Genomic DNA, 22,316 nt, shown 5'->3' with positions numbered 1-22,316 from the left:
CGGTTCCGATCAGGCCGCTCCGCCATAGACCGATTTGACTTCCAGAAATTCGCGCAGTCCGTAAACGCCCCATTCGCGGCCATTGCCGGACATCTTGTACCCGCCGAACGGGGCTGCGCTGTCGAGCGAAGCGCCGTTGAGGTGGACCATGCCCGTGCGCAGTCGCGCGACGACGTCGCGGCACGCGTCGAGGTCGGCGCCCCAGACGTAGCCGGACAGGCCATAGGGCGTGTCGTTGGCGATCTGCACCGCCTGCTCCACCGTATCGTAGGCGATGATCGACAGGACTGGGCCGAACACTTCCTCGCGCGCGACGGTCATCGCGGGCGTGACATCGCCCAGCACGGTCGGCCGCACGAACAGACCCGGCTTCAGCGCCTCCGGGCATTCCGGGCCACCCGCAAGCAGCGTCGCACCTTCCGCGACCGCCTGCTCGATCATGCCCACCACGCGGCGGTACTGCGGCGCGTTGGCGATCGGCCCCATGAACGGGTCATCGGCGGGCAACCCGACGCTGAGCGCATCGGCCGCCTGTGCCGCCAGCGCGTGTACCTCCGCAAGGCGCGCACGCGGGACCAGCAGGCGCGTCGGCGCGTTGCAGCTCTGCCCGCTGTTGCCCATGCAGCCGCGCACGCTGGCCGGGATGGCCTTCGCCAGATCGGCATCGGGCAGCACGATATTGGCGGATTTTCCGCCCAGTTCCAGCGCCACGCGCTTGACCGTGGGGGCGGCATTCACCGAAATCGCCACGCCCGCGCGCGTCGATCCGGTGAACGAGACCATGTCCACGTCCGGGTGCCGCGTCAGCGCGTCGCCAATGCCCGGCCCGGTGCCATGGACGAGGTTGAACACGCCGGGTGGCACGCCCACGCTGTCGATCACTTCGGCCAGGATCGCGGCGTCGATCGGCGCGAGTTCGCTGGGCTTGAGCACCATCGTACAGCCGGCGGCCAGCGCCGGGGCGACCTTGGTCGCAATCTGGTTCATCGGCCAGTTCCACGGCGTGATCAGCACGCAGACGCCGATCGGTTCGTGCCGTAGCAGCGTGGTGCCGAGCGGCTCCTCGAACGCGAACGTCTCCATCACGCGGATGATCTCGCCGAAGTGCTGCGGTCCCGAAGGGGCCTGCGCCCGCCGGGCAAGACCTTTCGGCGCACCCATTTCGGCCGAGATTGCATCCGCGATCTCGTCGTTGCGGGCGATCAGCGCTTCGTTGATCGCCCGGATCAGCGACAGCCGTTCGGCGGGCCGCACCTGCGACCACGAGGAAAACGCCGCGCGGGCCGCCGCGATCGCGGCTTCGGCATCGTCGGCATCGCCCAGCGCGACTTCGGCGACGGTGGAAAGGTCCGCCGGGTTTATGACGGGCGCGCGGTCCGCCCCGTGCGGCGCGATCCAGCGGCCGCCGATGTAGAACCGGGTGGTATCGGCCATCGCGCGCCTACTTCTTCTCGTCCAGACGGGATTCGTAGAACTGCGCGCCCTGTCCGCCGGCCGCGCGCTTGCCCCGGAACTCCCAGTCGCCGCCCATCGCGGTGGAGATGACTTCCTCGGATTCGGTCGGCTGCGCGCCGCAATCGTCGCGGATCGGCGTGGGGCCATGGACGATGCGGTTGGCCAGCCGCCCCAGCCCCTCGACTTCGACTTCCACCAGATCGCCGGGCTGCACAGGCCGGCTGTTGGCCGGCGTGCCCGAAAGCAGCACGTCGCCCGGCTCCAGCGTGATCGTCCGCGCGATATCGGCGACCAGATAGTGCATGTCCCATTCCATGTTGGCGGTGGTATCGTCCTGGCGCAGCTCGCCGTTGACGTAAGTGCGGATGCGCTTGTTGCGGAAATCCCATCCGGTCACGAGGCCGGGGCCGATCGGGCAAAGCGTGTCCGATCCCTTCACGCGCAGCATCGAGCCAGCGTCGGTATCGCGGAAATCGTGGAGACCGTAGTCGTTCGCCACGCTGTAGCCGGCGATGTAGTCGGCCGCCTCGGACGGCGCGATATTGCGGCAGGTGCGGCCGATGACGATCGCGATCTCGCCTTCGTAGTTCAGCCACTTGCAGCGTTCGGGGCGCACCACATCACCCTTGTGCGTGTTCAGCGCCGTCGGCGGCTTGTGGAAATAGGTGGGCGCGGGCGGCAGCTTGGTGATGAACTCGTCGACCCGGCTGTGGTAGTTCAGGTGGACGCAGACGATCTTGCTGGGGTTGCACGGCGGCAGGTGCACCGCATCGTCCACACCGATCGAGCGGCCATCGCGCGTCACCAGCAGATCGCCTTCGCGGGTGGTGAGGATCGGATAGCCATCCAGAAGGATGCGGCGGTACTCGACGGTCATGAGAAACTCCCTGGCTGTTGCCGCCAGTCCTAGCGGTGCCGCGGCGCACGGGATTGGCCGAGTTGGCCAAGTTGCGTCGGGCGGCACCGCCTAGAACCGCCGCAATTGCCACGGGGAGTCATCATGTCCGATCTCAAGGGTCTGTTCTATCCGCGCACGCCGTCGGGCAAGGCGTCGATCGTGCCGCCGGTGCCCTGGCACTATTCGGGCGAACTGATCACGCTCGAATACCGGACCGACCCCGCCCGGGTTGCGGCGCTGCTGCCCAATGGCTTCGAGCCGGCCGACGAGGACCCCGGCGCCGTCGCCGCGATCTGGGCCGACTGGCAAAGCGTGAGCGAGGAACCCGGCCACCTGCTCGATCCCGTGCGCGTGCAGTACAAGGAGATGTTCTTCGTCGTCCGCTGCAAGTTCGAGGGCAAGCATTATTCGCGCTGCATCTATATCTGGGTGGACAAGGAATTCGCGGTGCTGCGCGGCCAGCACCAGGGCTATCCCAAGAAGCTCGGCTCGATCCACATGAGCCGCCCTGTCGTGGTCGGCAAGGCCGGCCCCCGGCTGGAGCCGGGCGGCACCTTCGGCGTGACGCTGGCGGCCTTCGACCGGCGCCTGGCGGAAGGCCGCTTCACCATCACCGATACGGCGGAGAAGCCCGGGTTCGTCAACGGCCTGCCGATGGCGCACAACCGCTGGATGCCCTCGATCGAGACCGACGGCACCGACAGCCTTGACGAAGTGGTGACGATGGCAAGCTACGACGTCGACTTCGGCCGCTGCTTCAAGGGCGATTTCGACCTGTCGCTGTTCGATTCCCCGGTGGAGGAACTGCTCGATATCGCCCCGCAGGAAAAGATCGCCGGGTACTGGCACGAAGTGGGCGTTTCGTGGAAGGCGGGAACCACGCTGCGCCGGCGCAACCGCGTGTAATGCGCCGCGCCCGCCGCGCGGATTGAACCAGTAGACTTGTTCTTGCCCATGCGGGCTTGCGAAATCGGGCGGTGATCATGCCGTACCTCCCGACCTCCGGTCACGCCGGCATGTCGTCGATATAAATGCCGGCGGTGGGGAGCGCTCACCGCCGAATCGACGCCATGGATCGAAGCGCGCATGCAGGCGACGCTCACCGGCACGGCACCTTCAGAACCAACTCCGAGCACCGCATAGCGGTCATGGCGATCGTATCCGTACCCCCGCTCGTGCGGGCGTCGACGGCTTGCGCCATCACGTCTGTTCGGGCGGTCAATGCTCGCAACGCGTTGAGGCGCTTGCCCCGTCGATTCGGTGCCGCGTTCCGGCCTCGTGCCGCGGCACTTGACAGTCATGCTGAAAACAGAATAGTTCTATGTTCAGAACTAATAATTCCAACGACTGGGGAGAGTGATAATGACGCTTGGATCAGGCGAGCGCCGTCTGCGGGCAGCCTTGTGCGCCGGATGCGCACTGGCGCTGGCGATACCGGCTGGAGCGATGGCGCAGGCCACGCCTCAGAACACCGACACAGCCACAGACGAAGCACCGGACGCCGCCGCCATCGTGGTGACCGCGTCGCGCGCAGCACCCAACGGCGCGGATGCCCCCACGCCGACGACGGTGCTGGGTGCCGGCGCGATCGATGCGCGCCAAGTGTCCAACGTGGCCGCCCTGCTCAACGAGCAGCCGGCCTTCCGCGCCACGACCAGCCCGAGCGCCAACGCCATCCGCACCCAGACCCCGGGCGCGTCGACGGCGGATCTGCGTGGCCTTGGCGCCGCGCGCACGCTCGTCCTCGTCAACGGTGCGCGCGTGCCCCCTCTCGCCCCGGCCAGCAACGGCACGGGCACCACGCCGAGCGCGCCGGACCTCAACACCATCCCCACGCTCATGGTCGAACGCGTCGAAGTCGTGACCGGCGGCGCATCGGCGCAGTGGGGATCGGACGCCGTGGCCGGTGTCGTCAACATCATCCTCAAGAACCGCTTCAAGGGTCTGGAACTGCGCGGCCAGGCCGGCGTGAGCACGTATGGCGATGCCGGCAATTATCGCCTGGCCGCACTGGGCGGTGTCGAATTCGGCGAGGGCGGCCACATCGTCGCTGGTGTCGACTATGTGAAAAACAACGAGGTGGGCGACATCTATTCGCGGCCGTGGGGCGCCAACGAATATGGCCGTGTCGCCAACGCGGCCTTCGCCACCAACGGCCAGCCGGCCAACATCATCGCCAGCAACGTTCACGCGGGCTCCTCGCCCGGCGGGCTGATCACCGGCCCGGCGGGCTTCGCGCTGCGCAACTACGAGTTCACCTCGGCCACCACGGTTGCGCCTTTCGATGGCGGCGGCATCCGCAATGCCTCGCTGCAGGTCGGTGGACAGGGCAAGTCGCTGGCGCAGGGCGTTTCGCTGGCGCCGAGCGTCGAGCGCTTCAATCCCTATCTGCACGCCGAATACGAGTTCAGCGACGCGCTCACCGTCATGGCGGAGGCATCCTACTCGCAGACCACCGCCCATCTCACGGCGCTGCCACCGCGCGATTCGTCCGTCACCATTCTGGCCAGCAATCCCTTCATCCCGGACGTCGTGCGCACGGCGATGGGCGCGTTGCCCAGCTTCACCATTTCGCGCCTCGATTACGATATCGGCCTGTTCAAGGTGAACGTCACCAACAAGACGCCGCGTCTGATGGCCGGCGCCTCGGGCAAGCTGGGCGGCGGGTGGTCGTGGGATGCGCATGTTACCTGGGCGCAGAATGACTACAGGCAGACCGTTCCCAACAACCGCAACCTGACCAAGTTCCGTTTCGCCACCGATGCCGTTCGTTCGGGCAACGATATCGTGTGTCGCGCCACGGTTCCCGGTCCATCCTTCAACGCCGCCGCTGCTGGCTGCGTACCGATCAACCTTTTCGGCAACGGGACGCCGTCGGCCGCAGCGATCAACTACATTCTGGATACCTCGGTCGCGACCGCCAAGTATGAGCAGGTGACGGCAGCGGCGAACCTGCGCGGTTCGCCCTTCTCGACGTGGGCTGGCCCTGTCTCGATCGCGCTCGGCGCCGAATATCGCCGCGAGAAGGAAGTCGTCGGTGCCGATGCCGTGGCCGCCGCCGGTCTCTATGAAACGTCGAACGCCGCGCCTTACAGCGGCCGCTTCAACGTCAAGGAAGGTTATGTGGAGGCGCTCGTCCCGCTCGCCCGCGATCTGCCGGGCCTGCGCTCGCTCGATCTCAACGGCGCCGTGCGCGTGGCCGGCTACAGCACCGCCGGCACGCAGACGACGTGGAAGGGCGGGGCGGTCTGGGAGCCGTTCGACGGCCTGCGCCTGCGCGGCACCCGTTCGCGCGACATCCGGGCGCCCGCCATCTTCGAAACCTCTTCGGCCGGCGCGGTCACCAACCTGTCCGCCACGGTGAACGGGGTAACCGCCGCACTCATCCCGCAGAACGCCACGATCGGCAATGCGGCGCTCCGACCGGAAAAGGCGGACACGCTAACGATCGGCGCCGTCATCAATCCCCGCTTCGCGCCGCGCTTCACGCTGTCGGTCGACTATTACAACATCAACCTGAAGGACGCGGTCACCACCGTTTCCGGCACGGTGGCGGGCAATCTCTGCTCGGCGGGGCAGACCTATTTCTGCTCGCTCTTCACGTTCGCGGGCACCACGCCGACGGCCTACAACGCCCGCTATCTGAACGCCGCCTCGCTGCGCACGAATGGCCTCGACATCGCCGGCAACTACCGCCTGCCGCTCGATACGATCCATGACGGGTGGAAGGGATCGCTGACACTGAGCTTCAGCGGAACCTACGTGTTCCACTACTACAGCAACCTCGGCAACGGATCGGCGACGATCGACTATGTCCGGGACAACAGCCCGGCCGGTTTGCCGCGCTTCCGCTCCAACACGTCTCTTACCTATCAGCGCGGCGGCTTCTCGCTGACCGGGCAGGTCACCACCATCTCGGCGGGCAACATCGACAATACGGCAAACCTGAATGCCGCCACCTCGATCAACACCAACCGCGTGCCCGCCTATCAATACCTGAACCTGCAGATCAGCCAGGAGGTCGGGGAAAGGTTCCGCCTGTTCGCGGGTGTGAACAACGTCTTCAACACCGCCCCGCCGGCGCTGCCTTCGACGACTGTCTTCACGCTGACGAACGGGATCTACTATGACACGATCGGTCGGGCTTTCACGCTGGGCGCCAATGTCCGCTTCTGATCCGCTGGCGGTCGGCCGCCGTTCCGTCCTTGCCGGCGCGGCGCTGGCGATCCCGGCGGCGTCGCTGGCGGCAGCATCGGCTCCGCCTCCGGCGCCCGCCACCACCCGGGCGCCAAGGCAGCGGCCCGCGCCGAGCGTCGCCGATGGCGGCCTCAGCGGCCTCATCGCCAACCACGTCGCCACCGCCACGTTCGCGCAGTTGGACGCGGGCGCGTTGGAGCGCGCCAAGCTTCGCCTGCTCGACGTGATCGGCTGCACCATCGGTGGCGTGCGCGGCGAAGGGCAGGCGGCCGTGTCGGGGATGCTCGCCAGCGCCAGCGGCGGCGAGGCGAGCGTCTTCGGCACCGGCCGCAAGGCTTCGGTGGCGGACGCGGCGATGGCCAATGCCATGCTCGCCCGCGCCTTCGACTTCGAGGTGATGACGGTGAAGGTGCGCGACGTGATCTCGCCTTCGCACAACGCCCCGACCTCGGTGATGACGGCGCTGGCGCTGGCCGAAGCCGCGCATTCTGACGGGCGCAAGTTCATCACCACGATGGCGATCGGGGATGATTTCTCGGCCCGTTCGATCGCGGCGTCGGGGCTCGATTTCAACGATGGCTGGGATGGCGTGCCGCTGCATGTCACCATGGCTGCCGCCGCGATCGCGGCCAATGCGCGCGGGCTTTCGCCGGAAAAGACTCGGCAGGCGCTGGGCATTGCCGCGGATCAGATCGGCGGAACGGTCCAGAACGTCTGGGACGGTGCCAACAGCTGGAAGATCCTCCAGGGCACGGCTGCCCGGAACGGCATCGTCGCCGCGCATTTCGCCGAGATAGGCTGGAGCGGCATGACCGACCCGTTGCTGTCCCCGTGCGGCTTCTACGCCCAGTTCACCGCGGGCTGCGCGCGGCCCGATCTGCTGACCGGCGGATTGGGGCAGGAATGGAATGGCGAGATCTATTTCAAGCCCTGGCCATCCTGCGCGGCCAACCATCCGGCGATCGAAAGCGCGCTCACCCTGCGCGCGCGCGAAAAACTCGATCCCCAGGCGATCGACTCCGTCACGATCCAGGTCGAGCCGCGCATCCTGGGCCTGTTCATCGCCAAGCCGCTGCTGCCGGGGCCGTCGCTGCATTCGCAGGCCAATTTCAACCTGCGTTTCGCCTGCTCCGTCGCGCTGCTGCGCGGCGATCTGCGGCAGGAAGACTATGCACCTTCCGCCATCGCCGATCCGGCACTGACCAGCCTGATCGAGCGCACGACGCTCGCCGCGTTGCCGGCCGGTGAGAAGGGAATCGTCCTGACCGTGCGCCGCCGCGATGGCAAGGTGTTGACGGAAACGCTTCGCGGGCGTCCGCGCCACTATGCGGGCAGCACGGCACAGGAAGTCGAAGCCAAGTTCCATCAACAGGTCGCCTTCGTCGGCAACGTGCCGGAATCCGTCGCCAACGAGCTGCGGCAGCGGATCGGCGCGATCGAGAAGGAAACCGACATGACGTCCTTCGCGGCGCTGCTCGCCAACGCCACGCGGTTCCCTGCCTGAACCGCCATCCCGACAACGCTTTTGAACCTCGCCCACACGTCTACCGGATCAGAGAGTCCCTTTCTCCATGTCACAAACATCAGACTTTTTTGCGCCGCAGTCGTTCGAGGCGGAGGTTCCCGATTGCCAGATAGAAGGGACCATCCCTGACGGGCTGAACGGCGCCTTCATTCGCGTAGGCGGCGATGGCGCCTATCCCCTGCTCCACAAGGACGATACGCCGTTCAACACGGACGGCTACGTCAGCCGGTTCCGGTTCCGCAACGGCAAGGTCGATTACAAGGGGCGGTGGATCAGGACCGAGCGCTACCTGAACAACCAGGCGGCGGGACGGCAGCTCTATGGCTACTACCGCAATCCCTTCGACACCGACCCCTCGGTCAGCCATGTCGACGAGCCCTGGCGCAACACCGTTGCCAACACCAGCCCGGAAGTCCACGCTGGCAGGCTGTTCGCGCTGAAGGAGGACGCGCCGCCGACCGAGATCGACCCGGTCACGCTCGACACCAAGGGCTTTCACGATTTTGGCGGCGAATACCGCAGCCAGACCTTCACCGCGCACCCGAAGATCGATCCGGTCACGGGCGAGATGGTGACGTTCGGCTACGAGGCCACCGGTCTCGCGACCAATGACGTGTTTCTCTACACGATCGCCCGCGATGGCACGGTAACCCGCGAAACGCGGCTCAAAATGCCCTATGTCAGCATGATCCATGACTTTGCGATCACCGAACGGCACGTAATCTTCCCGGTGTTCGGCTATGTCACCGACATGGAGCGGCTGAAGGCAGGCAAGGTGCACTGGCATTGGGATGGGACGAAGCCCACCTGGTACGGGATCATGCCGCGCGATGGCGAGGCCGGCGATCTGCGCTGGTTCCAAGGCCCGACGCGCGCCGTCATCCACACGTTCAATGCCTGGGCCGACGGCGACAAGGTGATCCTCGACGCGCCGATGTTCGAGGACAACCCCTTCCCCTTCTTCCCCTTCGCGGACGGTTCCCAATGGGATCCGGTCAAGAGCCGTGCGCTGATCCGCCGGCTGACCTTCGATCTCGGTTCGAAGGATGATCGCGTACAAGAGGACGTGCTGTTCCCCGACCTGCCCGTGATCGATCTGGGCCGGGTCGACGAACGGTTCATGGGGCGCGAGACGCGCTATGCCTACACCTCGTTCAACGACGCGACCAAGCCGCTCGACCGCGACCGGATCGGCACCGGCGCGCGCCGAGTGACGAACAGCTATGGCGTGTTCGACATGAGAGACCGCACCATGCGCTCGTTCTTCGCCGGCCCCACCCACGCCTTGCAGGAAGTGACGTTCGTGCCCCGCCATAAAGGCGCCGAGGAGGGCGATGGCTGGCTGATCGGAACGGCCAGCAACTATGCCGAGATGCGCACCGAACTGGTGGTGGCGGATGCCCTTCATCCCGAGGACGGCGCCGTCGGCAGGGTGATCCTGCCGTTCCGTTCCAACGTGCAGGTCCATGGCCGCTGGTACAGCGACGAGCAGCTCCATGTCTGGTGAGCCCGCCCGGCCATCCGCCCCCGACGGCTCCGGCGCTGGCAGCGACTGGACGCCAATGTCCGTCTACACGCTCGCCGTCGTCACCGTGATCTATGCGCTGAGCTTCCTCGATCGCAGCATCCTCAGCATCGTTCTGCCGCTGATCAAGAAGGAGCTGCACATCTCCGACACGATGCTGGGCCTGATCACCGGCTTTGCATTCGTGCTGCTCTATTCCGGCCTCGGCGTGCCCATCGCGCGCTTCGCCGATCGCGGCAACCGGCGGAACATCCTCGCGCTCGGCTGCGCGGCCTGGAGCCTGATGACGGTGCTGACCGGCGCCGTGGCCAATGTCGTGCAACTGGCGCTGACCCGCTTCCTGATGGGCGCGGCGGAAGCGGCCGGGATTGCGCCGACCACGGCCCTGCTGTCGGACCGCTTCGGCCCGAAGGGGCGGCCGCTGGCCTTGTCGATCATGACCTCCGGCTCCGGCCTCGCCGCGCTGCTCATGCTGCCCGCCGCCGGCTTCATCGCCCAGCATTACGGATGGCGCTCCGCCTATTTCGTGGCCGGCGCGTTCGGCATGGGCATGGCCACGCTGCTTTTCCTGACCGTTCCCGAGCCGGTGCGGCAGGACAAGGCCGGCAAGGCGGAAGCGCCTTCGTTCGCGACGGTGTGGACATGGCTGCGCACGCGCCGCAGCTTCGGCCTGATGTGCGCCGCCGGGGCCTTCCTTGCCGTCACCACCTATGCGACCATCACCTGGACGCCGACGTTCCTGATGAGGGTCCACGGCCTAACGCCGGGCGAGGCGGCGACCGCCTACGGCCCCATTCGCGGGCTTTCGAGCATCATCGGCGTGATCGGCGGGGGCGCGCTCGCGGGTTGGGCGGCACGGCGCGATCCGCGCTGGCTGCTGCTGCTGCCGGCGATCGGCGCGGCGATCTCGGTGCCGGCCGAACTGCTGTTCCTGCTCTCCGACAATCTGCCGCTCGCGCTTTCCGGCCTCGCCTTGGCGTCGCTTGCCGGGGCCATGCATTTCGGCCCCAGCTATGCCGCGATGGCCGCGATCGTGCCGCCCTCCATGCGCGCGACCACCGCGGCGATTTTCCTGTTCTGCGTCAACATGGTCGGCCAGATCGTGGGGCCGCTGGCGATCGGCTGGCTGAACGATCGCTGGGCCGGCCTCTATGGCGACGAAGCGGTGCGCTATTCCATGATTCTCGCCACCTTCTGCGTCGCGATCGCCGCCGTCCTGATGGTCCTGGCGTCGCTCCGCCTGCGCGAGGATCTCGACGCTGCGAAAACGTTTGCTCCCCAGGAAGGACCCACGCCATGACCGATACCGTCGAAGCGGGTCTGCGCCGCATTGCCGACCAGTATCGCGCGGCCTACGCCGCCCGCAATCCGTCGCTGGCGCCGATCTCCACGCGCGTGCGCTTCAGCGAGAACAGCGTTGCCCTGCCGTTTCCGGACGGCACATGGGACAGCATCGCCGAGGAACTTGGCCCGGCGTTGACGCTGGTGGATACGGTGCAGAACAGCATCGGCATCTCCACCGCGATCCGCACGCTCGACGTGACCGGCTTCCTCGCCATCCGCCTGCGCGTGGAGGCGGGCGAGATCGTTGAGGCGGAGCATGTCTTTTCGACCCCGCGCAACCTCTCCGGCCCGCCCACGCCGATCGGCCCGGTCGAGGAGTTCGATCACGATCCTGACCTGACCGCCCTGGTCACGCCGGACGAGCGCATGGACCGGGCCACGCTGATTTCCATCGCGAACGGCTATTTCGAGACGCTGGAGAACAATACCGGCGAAATCCGCAACACCGCCTTCACCGAGGATTGCGTCCGCTACGAAAACGGCAAGGCCTATGCCGATGTCGAGAAGCTGTTCCGCCTGGGCCGCTACCGGTTCAACGAGCGGGTACGGGATCGCGATTACGTGGTGGTCGACGAAGCCAGGGGCCTCGTGATGGCGCGCGGCTTTATCGACCACAAGGGCGTGCTGGACACCTATGAACTGACCGACGGCACGGAGATGAAGGCGATCTTCCGCGAACCGCACAGCTGGCACCTGCTGGAGCTGTTCAAGATCAAGGCCGGCAGAATCACCGGGGTCGAAGCCACCTTCATCGCCGTGCCCTATTACATGGAAACCCCGTGGGCGCCCGCCGCGCGCTGGGGCCACTGACTCTCACCGGACCAGGAGCTGCTTCCCATGCCCTTCATCGCCAGCGGCGATTGCCGCCTCAACGTGCTTGTCGAAGGCCCCGAGGATGGCCTGCCGGTCATCCTCTCCCATCACCTTGGCGGCAACATCGCCTGTTTCGACGCGCAGATGCCGGCGCTGGCCCATCGCCGCGTGGTACGGTTCGATACGCGCGGACACGGGGCTAGCGATGCGCCGGAAGGCAGCTATTCCGTCGAAACGCTGGGTCAGGATGTCCTCGCGATTCTGGATGCGCTGGGCATGGAGCGCGCCGATTACGTCGGCGTCTCGCAAGGGGGAATGACCGGTATGTGGCTGGCCGCGAACCATCCCGGCCGCATCCGCCGCCTCGTGCTCGCCAATTCGACGCCGTTCATCCCGAACAAGCCTGTGTGGGACGAACTGGCCGCAAAGGCACGGGCCGAAGGCATGGCCGGAATAGCACGCAGCACCATCGAGAGCTGGCTGAGCGATGGCTTCCGCGCCGGGCACAAGGATGCGGTCGAACGGCTGGTCGCGGCGATGGCGGGCATGGCGCCGGTCGGCTATGCCGGCAATACCAGCGTGCTGCGCGACGTCGATCTGCGCGCGGCGCTGGCTTCCATTTCGGCGCCGACGCTCGTGATCGGCGGTGCCGAGGACGGCCCGCGTGGCGCCTCGGTGCCGGTGATGACGCAGGGCGTCCAGAACGGCCGCAGCGTGATCCTGCCGAATGCGGCCCATCTCGGCTACGTGGAGAATCCGGCGGCCTTCAACGATGCGCTGCTTGCGCATCTGGACGCCCCCGCGTCCGCTGCCGATCAGCCGCCGCAGTAAAGCGTCAGCAAACGGAGAAATTCCGCGACTTGCCCATGCCCCATGCGTTCTTCCAACTTGGCCTGGATGGCTTCATGCCGTGCCACCAGCGCGGCGCAGAGTTCCTGTCCGCGCGGGGTGAGCCGCAGGTGCCGGACACGCCGGTCGGTGGTGCTCAGCGTGCGGCGGATATAACCCCGCGCCGTGAGGCTATCGAGCAGGGGTACGAGATTGTTGGGCGTGATGCCGAGCAGGCTTCCCGCCGTCGACGTGCGACAACCCGGATTGTGACGCACCACCATCAGGATCGCATACTGGGCAGCGGTGATTTCCATCTCGCCGAACGTTTCGGAAAACAGCGCATCCGCCACGCCCGTGGCACGCCGGATCTGGAATCCCACCGCGCTGCCAAGCTCGGGCGGGAGACTGACGTCGCTACGCGGCGCCGCGGTCGACCGGTCGGCGCGCTCGGGCTGGCTGCTGTCGTCAATCGCACGAATGCTGGTCGGTCTCGCGTTGGCCATGGCCTGTGCATGGTCTGTTGATCGATGCATGTCGAGTGCCACTTTCGCAAAAAATGGCGGTCCGGCAACGGATAGATACAATCCCGATCCACTCTCAAGAGGATGTCATGCAATGACGGAACACCTTTCTTCACCGGCGGAGCCACCCGTCCAGACAATGGGCGGCATATCCTATCGCTGGGCCTTTTCGGTGAGCGTGTTCTTCCGCGAGCGCGTGATGATCGAAGCGCCCTATCGCCGCGCGTTCGTGCCCACGATCGGCGGAGATATCTGGGGCCCCCGCCTGCAAGGCACGGTCGTTCCTTATGGCGGAGCCGACTTCGGCGGCGGCGGCGGTCCGCTGGATGCGCATTACATGTTCGAAGCGAGCGACGGCCACCAGATCTACATCAACAACCGCGGCTATATGCGCCGGGTCGGCTGGGATCCCGCCGCGGCGCTGGACCGCCGCCTGCCGCCGCGCGCGCCCGGCGAGGCCATCAACCAGGACTTCGTCGCGCCGCCGGACAACGAAGTGCCGCTGCGCATGCGCACGTCGCCCTTCTTCGACGCGCCCCGGAACAGCCCGCACGACTGGCTGAACCACACGCTGATCATCGGTCATGGCCTGCGCCGGACCGATCCCGACCGTACCGTATTCACCTATTACGAGGTGCTGTGATGACCGAACTGTCCATTCCGCTTGATCGCGAACCTCGTTTCGTGGCCCCTATCGACTTCGAGCCCGCGTTCGAAGTCCGGCTGGATTTCGAGCCCGTGCGCAGCGAGCAGACGCCGCACGGGGAACGCCGGATGCGCAAGATCATCGGCGGCAGCATCACCGGAAAGATCGCGGGCAGCGTCTATCCCAACGGCGGCGGGGATTACTCGCTCGGCCGCAGCGATGGCGTAACCGACCTGCACACGCATATCGTCCTTCGGGATGACAAGGGCGAATGGCTCTACATCCGCAATATCGGCTATGCGCGGATGGACGGGTACCAGCGCGTGACGAGCTGGGTCGATGCCGATGTGCGCAGCGATCACAACTGGGTGCTGGGCCTGTTCTTCGTCGGCGTGATCGAACCGCTGGGCGAGGACTCCGTTCTTATCCGCTATGCCGAAGTTCTCTAAACCGGGAACGCCGCGACCAGACCGCCTGGGCCTCAGACGCTGCCCTCCAGGATCTGCAGCGTCTTGAGGTCGGAGTGGAAATCGAGCGCGTAGTCGCCGCCTTCGCGTCCCAGGCCCGATATGCCGATGCCGCCGAACGGCGCGGTCAGATCGCGCACCAGGAAGGTGTTGACCCAGACCGTGCCGCCGCGCACCGCGCGGCCGACGCGTTCGGCGCGGGCAGCATCGCCGGTATAGACGATGCCGGACAGGCCATAGGCGGTGGAATTGGCCAGCGCGACGCCTTCCTCCTCGGTCTTGAAGGTCTGGAATGTCAGCACCGGGCCGAACACTTCGTTCTGCACCACTTCGCTATCGTTGGAACGCGGCACGATCAGCGTCGGTTCGATGAAGTTCGCGCCTTCGCGCCACAGCTTGCCGCCGCGCACGATTGTATCGCCGGCCGCGCGCGCACGGTCGATAAAGCCCATCACCCGCGCGACATGATCGGGGTGGATCAGCGCCGACATCGTCGTCGTCGGATCGCGGCTGTCGCCGAGGACATGAGCGTCGGCATAGGCGTGGAAGCGTTCTAGGAACTCCTCGCGCACGCTCTCCTCCACGATGATGCGTGTGCCGGCCATGCAGACTTGGCCGCTGTCATCGTATTGTCCCGCCGCCTTCTTCGCCGCCGCGTCAATGTCGGCGTCGGCGAACACCAGCAGCGGCGACTTGCCGCCAAGCTCGGCGGTGAACGGCACGATGTTGTCCGCCGCCGCGCGGCCGATCACCCGCGCGGTGGGAACCGAGCCGGTAAAGCTGATGCGCTTGACGCGCGGATCGCTGACCAGCGCCATGCCCAGATCGCGGCCGAAGCCCTGCACGATGTTGAACACGCCCGGCGGAAAGCCCGCCTGCTCGATCAGGTCCGCAAGTACCGATGCCGAAAGCGGCGACCATTCGGCGGGTTTCAGGATCACCGTGTTGCCCGCCGCCAGCGCCGGCGCGCACTTCCACGTGGACAGCATGAACGGCGCGTTCCACGGCGTGATGATCACCGAAGGGCCGGACGGCATCCGGATCACCCGGTTGGCCGTGCCGCGCGAGGACCACACGCGCTCGCGATAATCGCTGGCGAGATCGGCGTAGTTGCGGAAATTGAGCGCGCCGCGCGCGATCACGCGCAGGCGCAGACTTTCGTGGAGCATGGCCATGTCCATGCATTCCACGATCGCCAGCCGTTCGATGTTGGCGTCGATCAGATCGGCCAGGCGATGCAGGATCGCCCCGCGCTCCGCCGCCGCCATCGCTGACCAGACCGGAAAGGCGCGCGTCGCGGCCTCGACCGCCAAGGCGGCGGTTCCGGCATCGCCGCGCGATACGTCCGCCAGCTTGCGGTCCCAGTCGAACGGGCAGCGCGTTTCGAAGGTTTCGGCCGACGCAACCCGGCGGCCATCGATAAAGTGATCGGGCGAGACATCCACGCCCTCGATCGAAACGCGCTCACGCATGGTCGGCAGGACCCTCAGATGAAGTGCAGGTAGTAGGCGATCTGTTCGGCTTCGGACTTGCCTTCGAGTTCGAGCACTTCCTGCCGCTTGATCGCGATGAAATTGGCTACGAGTTCGGTCCCGAGCGTTTCGGTCAGAACCGTATCGGCTTCCAGCGCATCGAGCGCTTCGGGCAGCGAATGCGGCGTGTGCCGGTCGGTGACCGTGGTTTCCAGCCCGTCGTTGGTCTCGCGCGCCGGCAGTTCATAGCCCTTCTCGTAGCCCAGCAACGCCGCCTGGAGGGCCGCTGCCAGCGCGAAATAGGGACTGGCCGCGCAATCGGCCAGGCGATGCTCGATCCGCGCCGCCGCGCCGGTTTCCGCCGAAACGCGCACGGTGACCGAGCGGTGATCAATGCCCCAGTTCGCCCAGTAGCCCGAAAGGCTGGCCGGTTGCAGCCGCGCATAGCTGTTGGTGAGCGGCGCCATGATCGCCGCCAGCGCCTCGTGGTGCTGCAACATGCCCGCGATGCAGCCGGCCATCAGCTTCGAAGGCGCCCCGTTGGCGACATCGTCGGCAAAGGCGTTGCGGCCCGAATGCTCGGTGAAGCTGATGTTGAAGTGCAGTCCGCTGCCGCTCTTTTCGGCGAAGGGCTTGGGCAGGAACGACAACAGGTAGCCGCGCCGGATCAGCAGTTCGCGCGCCATCTGGCGGAACAGGAACACGTCATCCGCGGCGCGCAGCGCGTCGGCATAGCGCAGCGTCAGTTCGAACTGCGGCGCATCGAATTCGGCGTTGATCGATTCGATCGGCAACCCGCAGCGCGCGGCCATGGCCCAGATATCGTCGATCAGCCCGGCGGGATCGGTGAACGGGCCGGTGCCATAGACGAAGGCGCCCGGCGTTTCATAGGGCACCCATTCGCCGTTCGGGCCGCGCTGGAAGATATAGGCTTCCAGTTCCATGCCGACCATCGGCTCCAGCCCGTGCTGACGCCAGCCGTCGATCGCGCGCTTGAGCGCGCTGCGCCCGCACAGCGGGAACGGTTCCCCCTGGAAATGGAGGTCGGCCAGCGCGATCTGCGTGCCGGCTTCCCAGCCCGGGCGCAGATCGTTGGCATCGAACCGCGCTTCCATGTCGGGCAGCCCATCGAGCAGGCCGCCGCCGGGCGCTGGTACAAGAGCCTTACTATATGTAACCGCATAGGTTCCAACACACAGGCGCGCGTGGCCCTTGCGCGCCTCGCTGGAAGGAACGTACTTGCCGCGCGCCAGGTTGAGCTGGTCGGCGAACAGGATTCTTACGCGATCGCCGGCGGCGAGTTCGGTCATGGCTGCAATCTCCCCAGGCACTATTCTGTTCACGCAGGTGCCCTCATTTTCTTTCGACCCTGACCGGCAGGTATTTGATTCCGTGAATGAAGTTGGACCGCAGATAGCGGTGATCGGCGGTCTGCCCGATCACCTTCACCCGCCGCGCCAGTTCCTGCAGCACGATCTTCACTTCCAGCTTGGCCAGCCACATGCCGAGGCAGATGTGCGGCCCGCCCTGCCCGAACGAAAGGAACGGGTTACGCGGCCGGGTCAGATCGAGCCGGTAGGGATCGGGGATCGCGGTCTCGTCGCGGTTGCCCGAAAGGAACCACATAATCACCTTGTCCCCGGCTTTCACCGGCTTGCCGTGGAAATCGAAATCACGCGTGGCGGTGCGGCGGAAGTGCGAGGTGGGCGAGGCCCAGCGGATCATCTCGTCGGTCGCTTCGTCCCACAGCGCGAAATCGGGCTGCTGGATCTGCGCCAGCAAGACCGGATTGTTCGCCAGCGCATGCAGCGTCGCCGCGATCGAATAGCGGGTGGTGTCGTTCCCCGCCGCGACCAGCAGGCAGAAGAAGTTGCGGAACTCGTCGCGCGGCATCCGCGTGCCGTGGCTGGTTTCCTCGCGCACCAGGTTCAGCACACCGATCTGTTCGCCCGCGTCCATCCGGTCGAGCAGATCGTTGGCGTAGTCGAACAGTTCCACCGCCGCCGGCGAACGGAACGGCAGCAGCCGGTATTCGTCGGTATCGACCTTGTCGATCACGAAGTCGGTATAGTCGGGGTCCGAATTGGAAATGAGCGCATCGCCCTTTTCCACCAGCCAGGCGGCATCGTCGGCGGGTACGCCCATGATCTGCGCCAGCATCTGCATCGGCAGTCGCCGGGCGATGGAATCGACCGCGTCGAATTCGCCGGCTTCCAGCGCCTCGTCGAGCAGTTCGGTCACGATGCGGCGGATCGCTTCCTCGTACCCTGCCACGGTCGAGCGCGAAAAGGCCTTGGAAACCAGCGCGCGGAAAGCGCGATGCTGCGGCGGATCGGTTTCCTGGAAGGTCTTGCGCGCTTCGTATTCCTCGGGCGACTGATCCTCCATGCGGATGCCGCTGGCCGACGAAAGGAGATCGGGCTGCCGGTTCAGTTCCAGCAGATCGGCGTGGCGCACCACGTTCCAGAAGCCCTTCCCGCCATCGGACATGTCCGTCCACGCGAACGGGTCTTCCCGGCGCAGCCGGTCGAAGGTGGCGAAAGGCGCGCCTTCGTTGAAGGCATCCTGCGATGACAGGTCGACGAAGGCATCTTGCGAGCGGGAGAACGGATAAGTTTCCATGCTCCTGACGATAGGAACGGTCCCCCGCCCCGACTTGGCCAAAACGGCCAAGCTGCGCGGGCCTGATTGCCGGAAAGAAGCATGGTGATTTGACGCGCGGAACGGCGCGTTCATACGGAAAGGATTGCCCCATGGGAGAAATCGTCGGTGCCGCGCTGCTGGCCCACGCCCCCACCATCATGTTGTCGCAGGAAGACCGCTACGAACTGAACGAGGGCAAGGAGATCAGCCTCGTTCCCGGCCTGCACCGCTTCCGCAGCGAAGTGATGGACGCGATCCGGCCGGACACGGTGATCGTGCTCGATTCCCACTGGTTCACCACCGTGGAATTCTGCGTCAGCGGGCAGGAGCACCGCACCGGCCTGTTTACCTCGGACGAACTGCCGCGCGGGATGAGCCAGGTGCCCTATGACCTGAAAGGCAATCCCGCTCTCGCCGGTGCCATCGCGGAACGCGCCACCGCCTGCGGCGTGCGCACCAACGCGATCGCCGATCCCTGCCTGCCGATCCATTATCCCACGGTGAACCTCGCCCACTATCTGCACGCGGGCGAGGAATGGCTTTCGGTAAGCTGCGCGCAGACCGGCGAAACGCCCGATTTCCTTGCCGTCGGCCAGGGCATCGGCCAGGCCATCGCCGCGTCGGACCGCCGCGTGCTGCTGCTGGCCAGCGGATCGATGAGCCACCGCTTCTGGCCGCTGTCCGTACTCCATCTCCACGAGGCCTCCGACCCGATCCACATCAGCCGCCCGGAAGCGCGCGAGGCCGATCTCGAACGGCTGGAATGGTTCTACAGGGGCGATCACGCCTCGGTCATCGACACCATGCCCGAATTCCTCAAGCACGTGCCCGAAGCGCGCTTTGGCCATTACCTGATGATGGCGGGCGCCTGTGGCGGCCGCGAATGGACCTGGCCGGGCGTGCGTTATTCCGACTACGAGAACGCCACCGGCACCAGCCAGGTCCACGTGTGGTTCGCCCGACCGTGATGCGTGCGGTTCGAAAGAGACGGCATCAGGCGATCACGGATCAGCGCCAGGGCAGAATCGGGGGCCTCAGACGACCTGGATGCTGAAGGCGAACCACGCGCCTGCCGAATGGTCGTACAGTTGCACCACCTGATCCGTGACCGTCAGCGAATAATGGCTGGATGACGCGCGATCAAAGCCACGCGCGTTCCGGCCGTCGATCTCCAGCGACACGAACGCGTTGTCGGCGGCATCATGGATTTCGGACCGCGTCCCGCCGAACGTCGACGATCGATCGCCATCCCTGCCCTGAATTCTATCGCCCCGCACTTCCGCAGCGATACGCAGATCCTGTCCGGATTCGTTGTCATGCACGCCTGCAACCTTGTGGCCGAACATGAAGGCGTGGGCCGTTGCGGCGACGATTGCTCGTGTGTGGGGAAGCATCCCGCCTTGTGCCACCGACGGCCGGAAAGCACCAGACCGTGGCGCCTTGTTCGCGTCAGAGAATATCCGGGTTGGCGAGAACGACCCGGCGCATGACCTTGCGCAGCTCGATATCGAGCTGTCGGCGCTCGTCGGCCGAAAGATCGCCAAGCCAGTCCTCGTACATGCCGCTGCGCTCCTCGCGCACGGAGGCGTAGATTCGCTTGCCTTCCTCGGTCAGCGAAATCAGGCTGCTCTTGCGGTTGCGCGGGTGGGGTTCGCGCTGGATCAGGCCCCGCCCTTCCAGCACGCCCACGGCCCGGCTGACCTCGGCCCGGTCGACGAAAGCGGCGTCAGCAATTTCGCTGGCGCTGCACTGGCCCATCAGTTCGACGTGCGAAATCACGCGCCATTCGGCCAGCGACATCGCCGCCCTTTCGCGCACGTGCTGCGAGGTGACCCGGTCGATCATCTTGGCCAGCAACAGGATGCGATAGGGAAGATGGCTTTGCCCGAACAGCTTCCATCGCCGTTCGGAAGCGCGAAGCGTCGGATCGTCATCCGGCGGAGTGGCCCTGTCCATGACACGACCAATACCCGACTGAAACCGTCTTGTCACGCGCAGGTTGTAGATATATCAACAACTGTCAGCGGTGATTAATCAATAACTTAATGTAGCCCGCAGGAGAGGACGAGCGTGACCGCCCCACACCAATGTGCGCCGCAGTGCGAATATGCCTTCACCATCTCGATTGAACTGGACCGGCTGCGCGGGATCGCACCTTCCGTGCCGGGCGACACCCGGGCGGTGATCTACGAGCAGAACCCCGTCTATCGCTGGGCCCGCAGCCAAGACATCGTGGCGCTGTGATCGTGACCGGCACCGGTTTCGCCCCGATCATGCGCCCCGGAGTCGATCCGCACACCGCGCCGAACAAGCCGCCGCTGCCGCCGATCGATTATGCGCTGCGCCACGAGGCGGGTCTGGTGATCGAGCGCAATGTCGCCATCCCGTTGCGCGATGGCGTGCGCATCTACGCCGATGTCTATCGGCCGGAAGGTCCGCGCGGCGAAGCCGACCTGCCGGTGCTGCTGTCATGGAGCCCCTATGGCAAGCACGCCCAGTCCAACCAGGTGTTCTGGCCGCGGTCGGGCGTCAATCCGGAATGGCTTTCGCCGCTGACGCCGTTCGAAGGCGCGGACCCGGTCAAATGGGGCGCGCTGGGCTATGCCGTGGTCGTGGTCGATCCGCGCGGGGCGTGGCTTTCGGAAGGCGACTTCCATCACAACGGCGCGGTCGAGGCTCAGGATTGCGCCGATACGATCAACTGGCTGGCAGACCAGCCCTGGTCGAACGGCAAGGTCGGCATGACCGGCGTTTCCTATCTGGCGGCGATCCAGTTCTGGGTCGCGGCGCTGAACCCGCCCGCGCTGGCGGCGATCAACCCGTGGGAAGGCTTCACCGACTGGTATCGCGAATTCGCCTATCACGGCGGCATTCTCGAAACCGGCTTTCTGCCGCGCGCGTCCGACAACATCCGCTTCTCGCTGAACCAGACCGAAGATACGTGGGAAAACGCGCAGGCCCATCCGCTGATGGATGCCTTCTGGCATTCGAAGGAGATCGACCTGGCCGCGATCCGCACGCCGGCGTGGGTTGTCGCCAGCTGGTCGGACCAGGGGCTGCACACGCGCGGCACGCTGGAAGCGTTCAAGGCGATGTCCAGTCCGCGAAAATGGCTCGACGTGCATGGTCAGAAGAAGTGGGCGCACTATTATCTGGCGCAGAGCCAGGCCCGGCGCGAAGCGTTCTTCGATCACTTCCTGAAGGACCGGCAGACCGCCTTGGCCGCGTGGCCGCCGGTCCGCATCGAAGTGCGCGAACGGCACGGCGAGGCGGTGGAGCGCGCCGAACGGGAATGGCCCCTCGCCCGAACGGTGCCCACGCCGCTGTGGCTGCATGCCGACGGCACACTGGACGCGGATCGCCCAGATAGTCCTGCCGCGATCGCTTATGATGCCACAGAAGGCGAAGCCGTGTTCGACCATCGTTTCGAACAGGACACGGAACTTACCGGCCACGCCAGCCTGCGCCTGTGGGTGGAGGCCGAAGGGTCCGACGACATGGACCTGTTCGTGGCGTTGCAGAAACTCGATCGCGATGGCCAGCCGCTTGGCCAGACCTTCTATGCGTTCTTCGAAGATGGACCGGTCGCGCTCGGCTGGCTTCGGGCCAGCCACCGCGAAACCGACCCGGTCCGAAGCACGCCGCTGCAACCGTTCCACACCCACGTTCGCGAACAGCGGCTGGCGCCGGGCGAAATCGTGCCGGTGGACATCGAAATCTGGCCATCCTCCACGCTTTTTCACGCAGGAGAAACTCTAAGGATCGTGATCAAGGGCGCGGATATCTACGCCGAAGGCGCGCCGTTCCTGCCGTTTGCGCGCCACGAGGCGACGCGCAACGCCGGTCGCCACATCATCCACATCGGGCCGGAGCACAACTCGCACCTGCTGCTGCCGGTAATCCCGAAGGCGGAGGGCTGACCGACAACCTGTCGGCAACCGCCAGCCAAAGGCCGCAGGGCCGAAAAGGCACTGGCATA

At 66.0% G+C, this 22,316-nt stretch carries 20 protein-coding genes; 12 read left to right on the top strand and 8 right to left on the bottom strand.

What is annotated here, in order from left to right; all coding sequences use genetic code 11:
* Nucleotides 1-9: 9 nt before the first annotated feature.
* Nucleotides 10-1,434 (bottom strand): aldehyde dehydrogenase family protein, encoded by a 1,425-nt coding sequence (locus tag F1640_RS23980; RefSeq protein ID WP_124809443.1) that lies wholly within the window; start codon nucleotides 1,432-1,434, stop codon nucleotides 10-12.
* Between the two features lie 7 nt (nucleotides 1,435-1,441).
* On the bottom strand, nucleotides 1,442-2,332 hold the full coding sequence (locus F1640_RS23975) for a fumarylacetoacetate hydrolase family protein (RefSeq protein ID WP_124809442.1): 891 nt from the start codon (nucleotides 2,330-2,332) through the stop codon (nucleotides 1,442-1,444).
* A gap of 123 nt (nucleotides 2,333-2,455) precedes the next feature.
* Between F1640_RS23975 and F1640_RS23970 the strand changes: the two genes are divergently transcribed.
* The 7 genes from F1640_RS23970 (at nucleotide 2,456) to F1640_RS23940 (ending at nucleotide 12,588) form a co-directional block, all read left to right on the top strand.
* Entirely contained in the window at nucleotides 2,456-3,259 is an 804-nt protein-coding gene (locus tag F1640_RS23970) for an acetoacetate decarboxylase family protein (protein WP_124809441.1), read from the top strand.
* A 456-nt stretch (nucleotides 3,260-3,715) separates the two neighbouring features.
* Nucleotides 3,716-6,529: a TonB-dependent receptor domain-containing protein gene (locus tag F1640_RS23965; protein ID WP_124809440.1), complete on the top strand. Its 2,814-nt coding sequence runs from the start codon at nucleotides 3,716-3,718 to the stop codon at nucleotides 6,527-6,529.
* Entirely contained in the window at nucleotides 6,516-8,054 is a 1,539-nt protein-coding gene (locus tag F1640_RS23960; protein ID WP_194921983.1) for an MmgE/PrpD family protein, read from the top strand. Before F1640_RS23965 ends, F1640_RS23960 begins: the two co-directional genes overlap by 14 nt.
* Before the next feature lie 67 nt (nucleotides 8,055-8,121).
* Entirely contained in the window at nucleotides 8,122-9,582 is a 1,461-nt protein-coding gene (locus F1640_RS23955) for a carotenoid oxygenase family protein (RefSeq protein WP_124809438.1), read from the top strand.
* Entirely contained in the window at nucleotides 9,572-10,900 is a 1,329-nt protein-coding gene (locus tag F1640_RS23950) for an MFS transporter (protein WP_190287242.1), read from the top strand. The genes F1640_RS23955 and F1640_RS23950 overlap by 11 nt, the downstream gene beginning before the upstream one ends.
* Nucleotides 10,897-11,754, top strand: coding sequence for a hypothetical protein (locus tag F1640_RS23945; RefSeq protein ID WP_194921982.1), 858 nt, complete (start codon nucleotides 10,897-10,899; stop codon nucleotides 11,752-11,754). Before F1640_RS23950 ends, F1640_RS23945 begins: the two co-directional genes overlap by 4 nt.
* A 27-nt stretch (nucleotides 11,755-11,781) precedes the next feature.
* Nucleotides 11,782-12,588 (top strand): alpha/beta fold hydrolase, encoded by an 807-nt coding sequence (locus tag F1640_RS23940; protein WP_194921979.1) that lies wholly within the window; start codon nucleotides 11,782-11,784, stop codon nucleotides 12,586-12,588.
* On the opposite strand, the gene F1640_RS23935 is transcribed toward F1640_RS23940, so the two are convergent.
* Nucleotides 12,573-13,121, bottom strand: a complete 549-nt coding sequence (locus tag F1640_RS23935) for a MarR family winged helix-turn-helix transcriptional regulator (RefSeq protein WP_255530705.1) — start codon at nucleotides 13,119-13,121, stop codon at nucleotides 12,573-12,575. The two genes, F1640_RS23940 and F1640_RS23935, sit on opposite strands and share 16 nt — an antisense overlap.
* Between F1640_RS23935 and F1640_RS23930 the strand changes: the two genes are divergently transcribed.
* Together F1640_RS23930 and F1640_RS23925 are read left to right on the top strand one after the other, a co-directional pair.
* Nucleotides 13,066-13,752 carry a DUF3237 domain-containing protein gene (locus F1640_RS23930; RefSeq protein ID WP_124809433.1) on the top strand — a complete coding sequence of 229 codons (687 nt, stop codon included), beginning with the start codon at nucleotides 13,066-13,068 and terminating at the stop codon, nucleotides 13,750-13,752. The genes F1640_RS23935 and F1640_RS23930 overlap by 56 nt on opposite strands.
* A complete protein-coding gene (locus F1640_RS23925; RefSeq protein WP_194921976.1) occupies nucleotides 13,752-14,204 on the top strand; it encodes a DUF3237 family protein in 453 nt (150 codons plus the stop codon). Before F1640_RS23930 ends, F1640_RS23925 begins: the two co-directional genes overlap by 1 nt.
* Nucleotides 14,205-14,236: 32 nt before the next feature.
* On the opposite strand, the gene F1640_RS23920 is transcribed toward F1640_RS23925, so the two are convergent.
* From F1640_RS23920 to F1640_RS23910, 3 genes are read right to left on the bottom strand one after another with little or no spacing between them, the layout of a single operon-like run.
* Nucleotides 14,237-15,694 (bottom strand): aldehyde dehydrogenase, encoded by a 1,458-nt coding sequence (locus tag F1640_RS23920; protein WP_124809431.1) that lies wholly within the window; start codon nucleotides 15,692-15,694, stop codon nucleotides 14,237-14,239.
* 14 nt (nucleotides 15,695-15,708) lie between these two features.
* On the bottom strand, nucleotides 15,709-17,004 hold the full coding sequence (locus F1640_RS23915; RefSeq protein ID WP_124809430.1) for a glutamine synthetase family protein: 1,296 nt from the start codon (nucleotides 17,002-17,004) through the stop codon (nucleotides 15,709-15,711).
* A 43-nt stretch (nucleotides 17,005-17,047) separates the two neighbouring features.
* Nucleotides 17,048-18,316 carry a cytochrome P450 gene (locus tag F1640_RS23910; protein WP_124809429.1) on the bottom strand — a complete coding sequence of 423 codons (1,269 nt, stop codon included), beginning with the start codon at nucleotides 18,314-18,316 and terminating at the stop codon, nucleotides 17,048-17,050.
* A gap of 131 nt (nucleotides 18,317-18,447) precedes the next feature.
* Between F1640_RS23910 and F1640_RS23905 the strand changes: the two genes are divergently transcribed.
* Nucleotides 18,448-19,305 carry a catechol 1,2-dioxygenase gene (locus F1640_RS23905; protein WP_124809428.1) on the top strand — a complete coding sequence of 286 codons (858 nt, stop codon included), beginning with the start codon at nucleotides 18,448-18,450 and terminating at the stop codon, nucleotides 19,303-19,305.
* A 66-nt stretch (nucleotides 19,306-19,371) separates the two neighbouring features.
* On the opposite strand, the gene F1640_RS23900 is transcribed toward F1640_RS23905, so the two are convergent.
* Together F1640_RS23900 and F1640_RS23895 are read right to left on the bottom strand one after the other, a co-directional pair.
* Entirely contained in the window at nucleotides 19,372-19,683 is a 312-nt protein-coding gene (locus F1640_RS23900) for a hypothetical protein (RefSeq protein WP_223806632.1), read from the bottom strand.
* A gap of 103 nt (nucleotides 19,684-19,786) precedes the next feature.
* Nucleotides 19,787-20,293: a MarR family winged helix-turn-helix transcriptional regulator gene (locus F1640_RS23895; RefSeq protein ID WP_124809427.1), complete on the bottom strand. Its 507-nt coding sequence runs from the start codon at nucleotides 20,291-20,293 to the stop codon at nucleotides 19,787-19,789.
* A 114-nt stretch (nucleotides 20,294-20,407) separates the two neighbouring features.
* Here F1640_RS23895 and F1640_RS23890 point away from each other — a divergent pair, with 114 nt between their 5' ends.
* Both F1640_RS23890 and F1640_RS23885 read left to right on the top strand, forming a co-directional pair.
* On the top strand, nucleotides 20,408-20,581 hold the full coding sequence (locus tag F1640_RS23890) for a hypothetical protein (protein ID WP_190287240.1): 174 nt from the start codon (nucleotides 20,408-20,410) through the stop codon (nucleotides 20,579-20,581).
* Between the two features lie 2 nt (nucleotides 20,582-20,583).
* Nucleotides 20,584-22,257: a CocE/NonD family hydrolase gene (locus F1640_RS23885; RefSeq protein WP_124809426.1), complete on the top strand. Its 1,674-nt coding sequence runs from the start codon at nucleotides 20,584-20,586 to the stop codon at nucleotides 22,255-22,257.
* Nucleotides 22,258-22,316: the final 59 nt, after the last annotated feature.

It is taken from the genome of Novosphingobium sp. NBM11 (genome assembly GCF_015390225.1).
Taxonomy (GTDB): domain Bacteria; phylum Pseudomonadota; class Alphaproteobacteria; order Sphingomonadales; family Sphingomonadaceae; genus Novosphingobium.
This window is presented reverse-complemented; position numbering and strand designations above follow the sequence as displayed.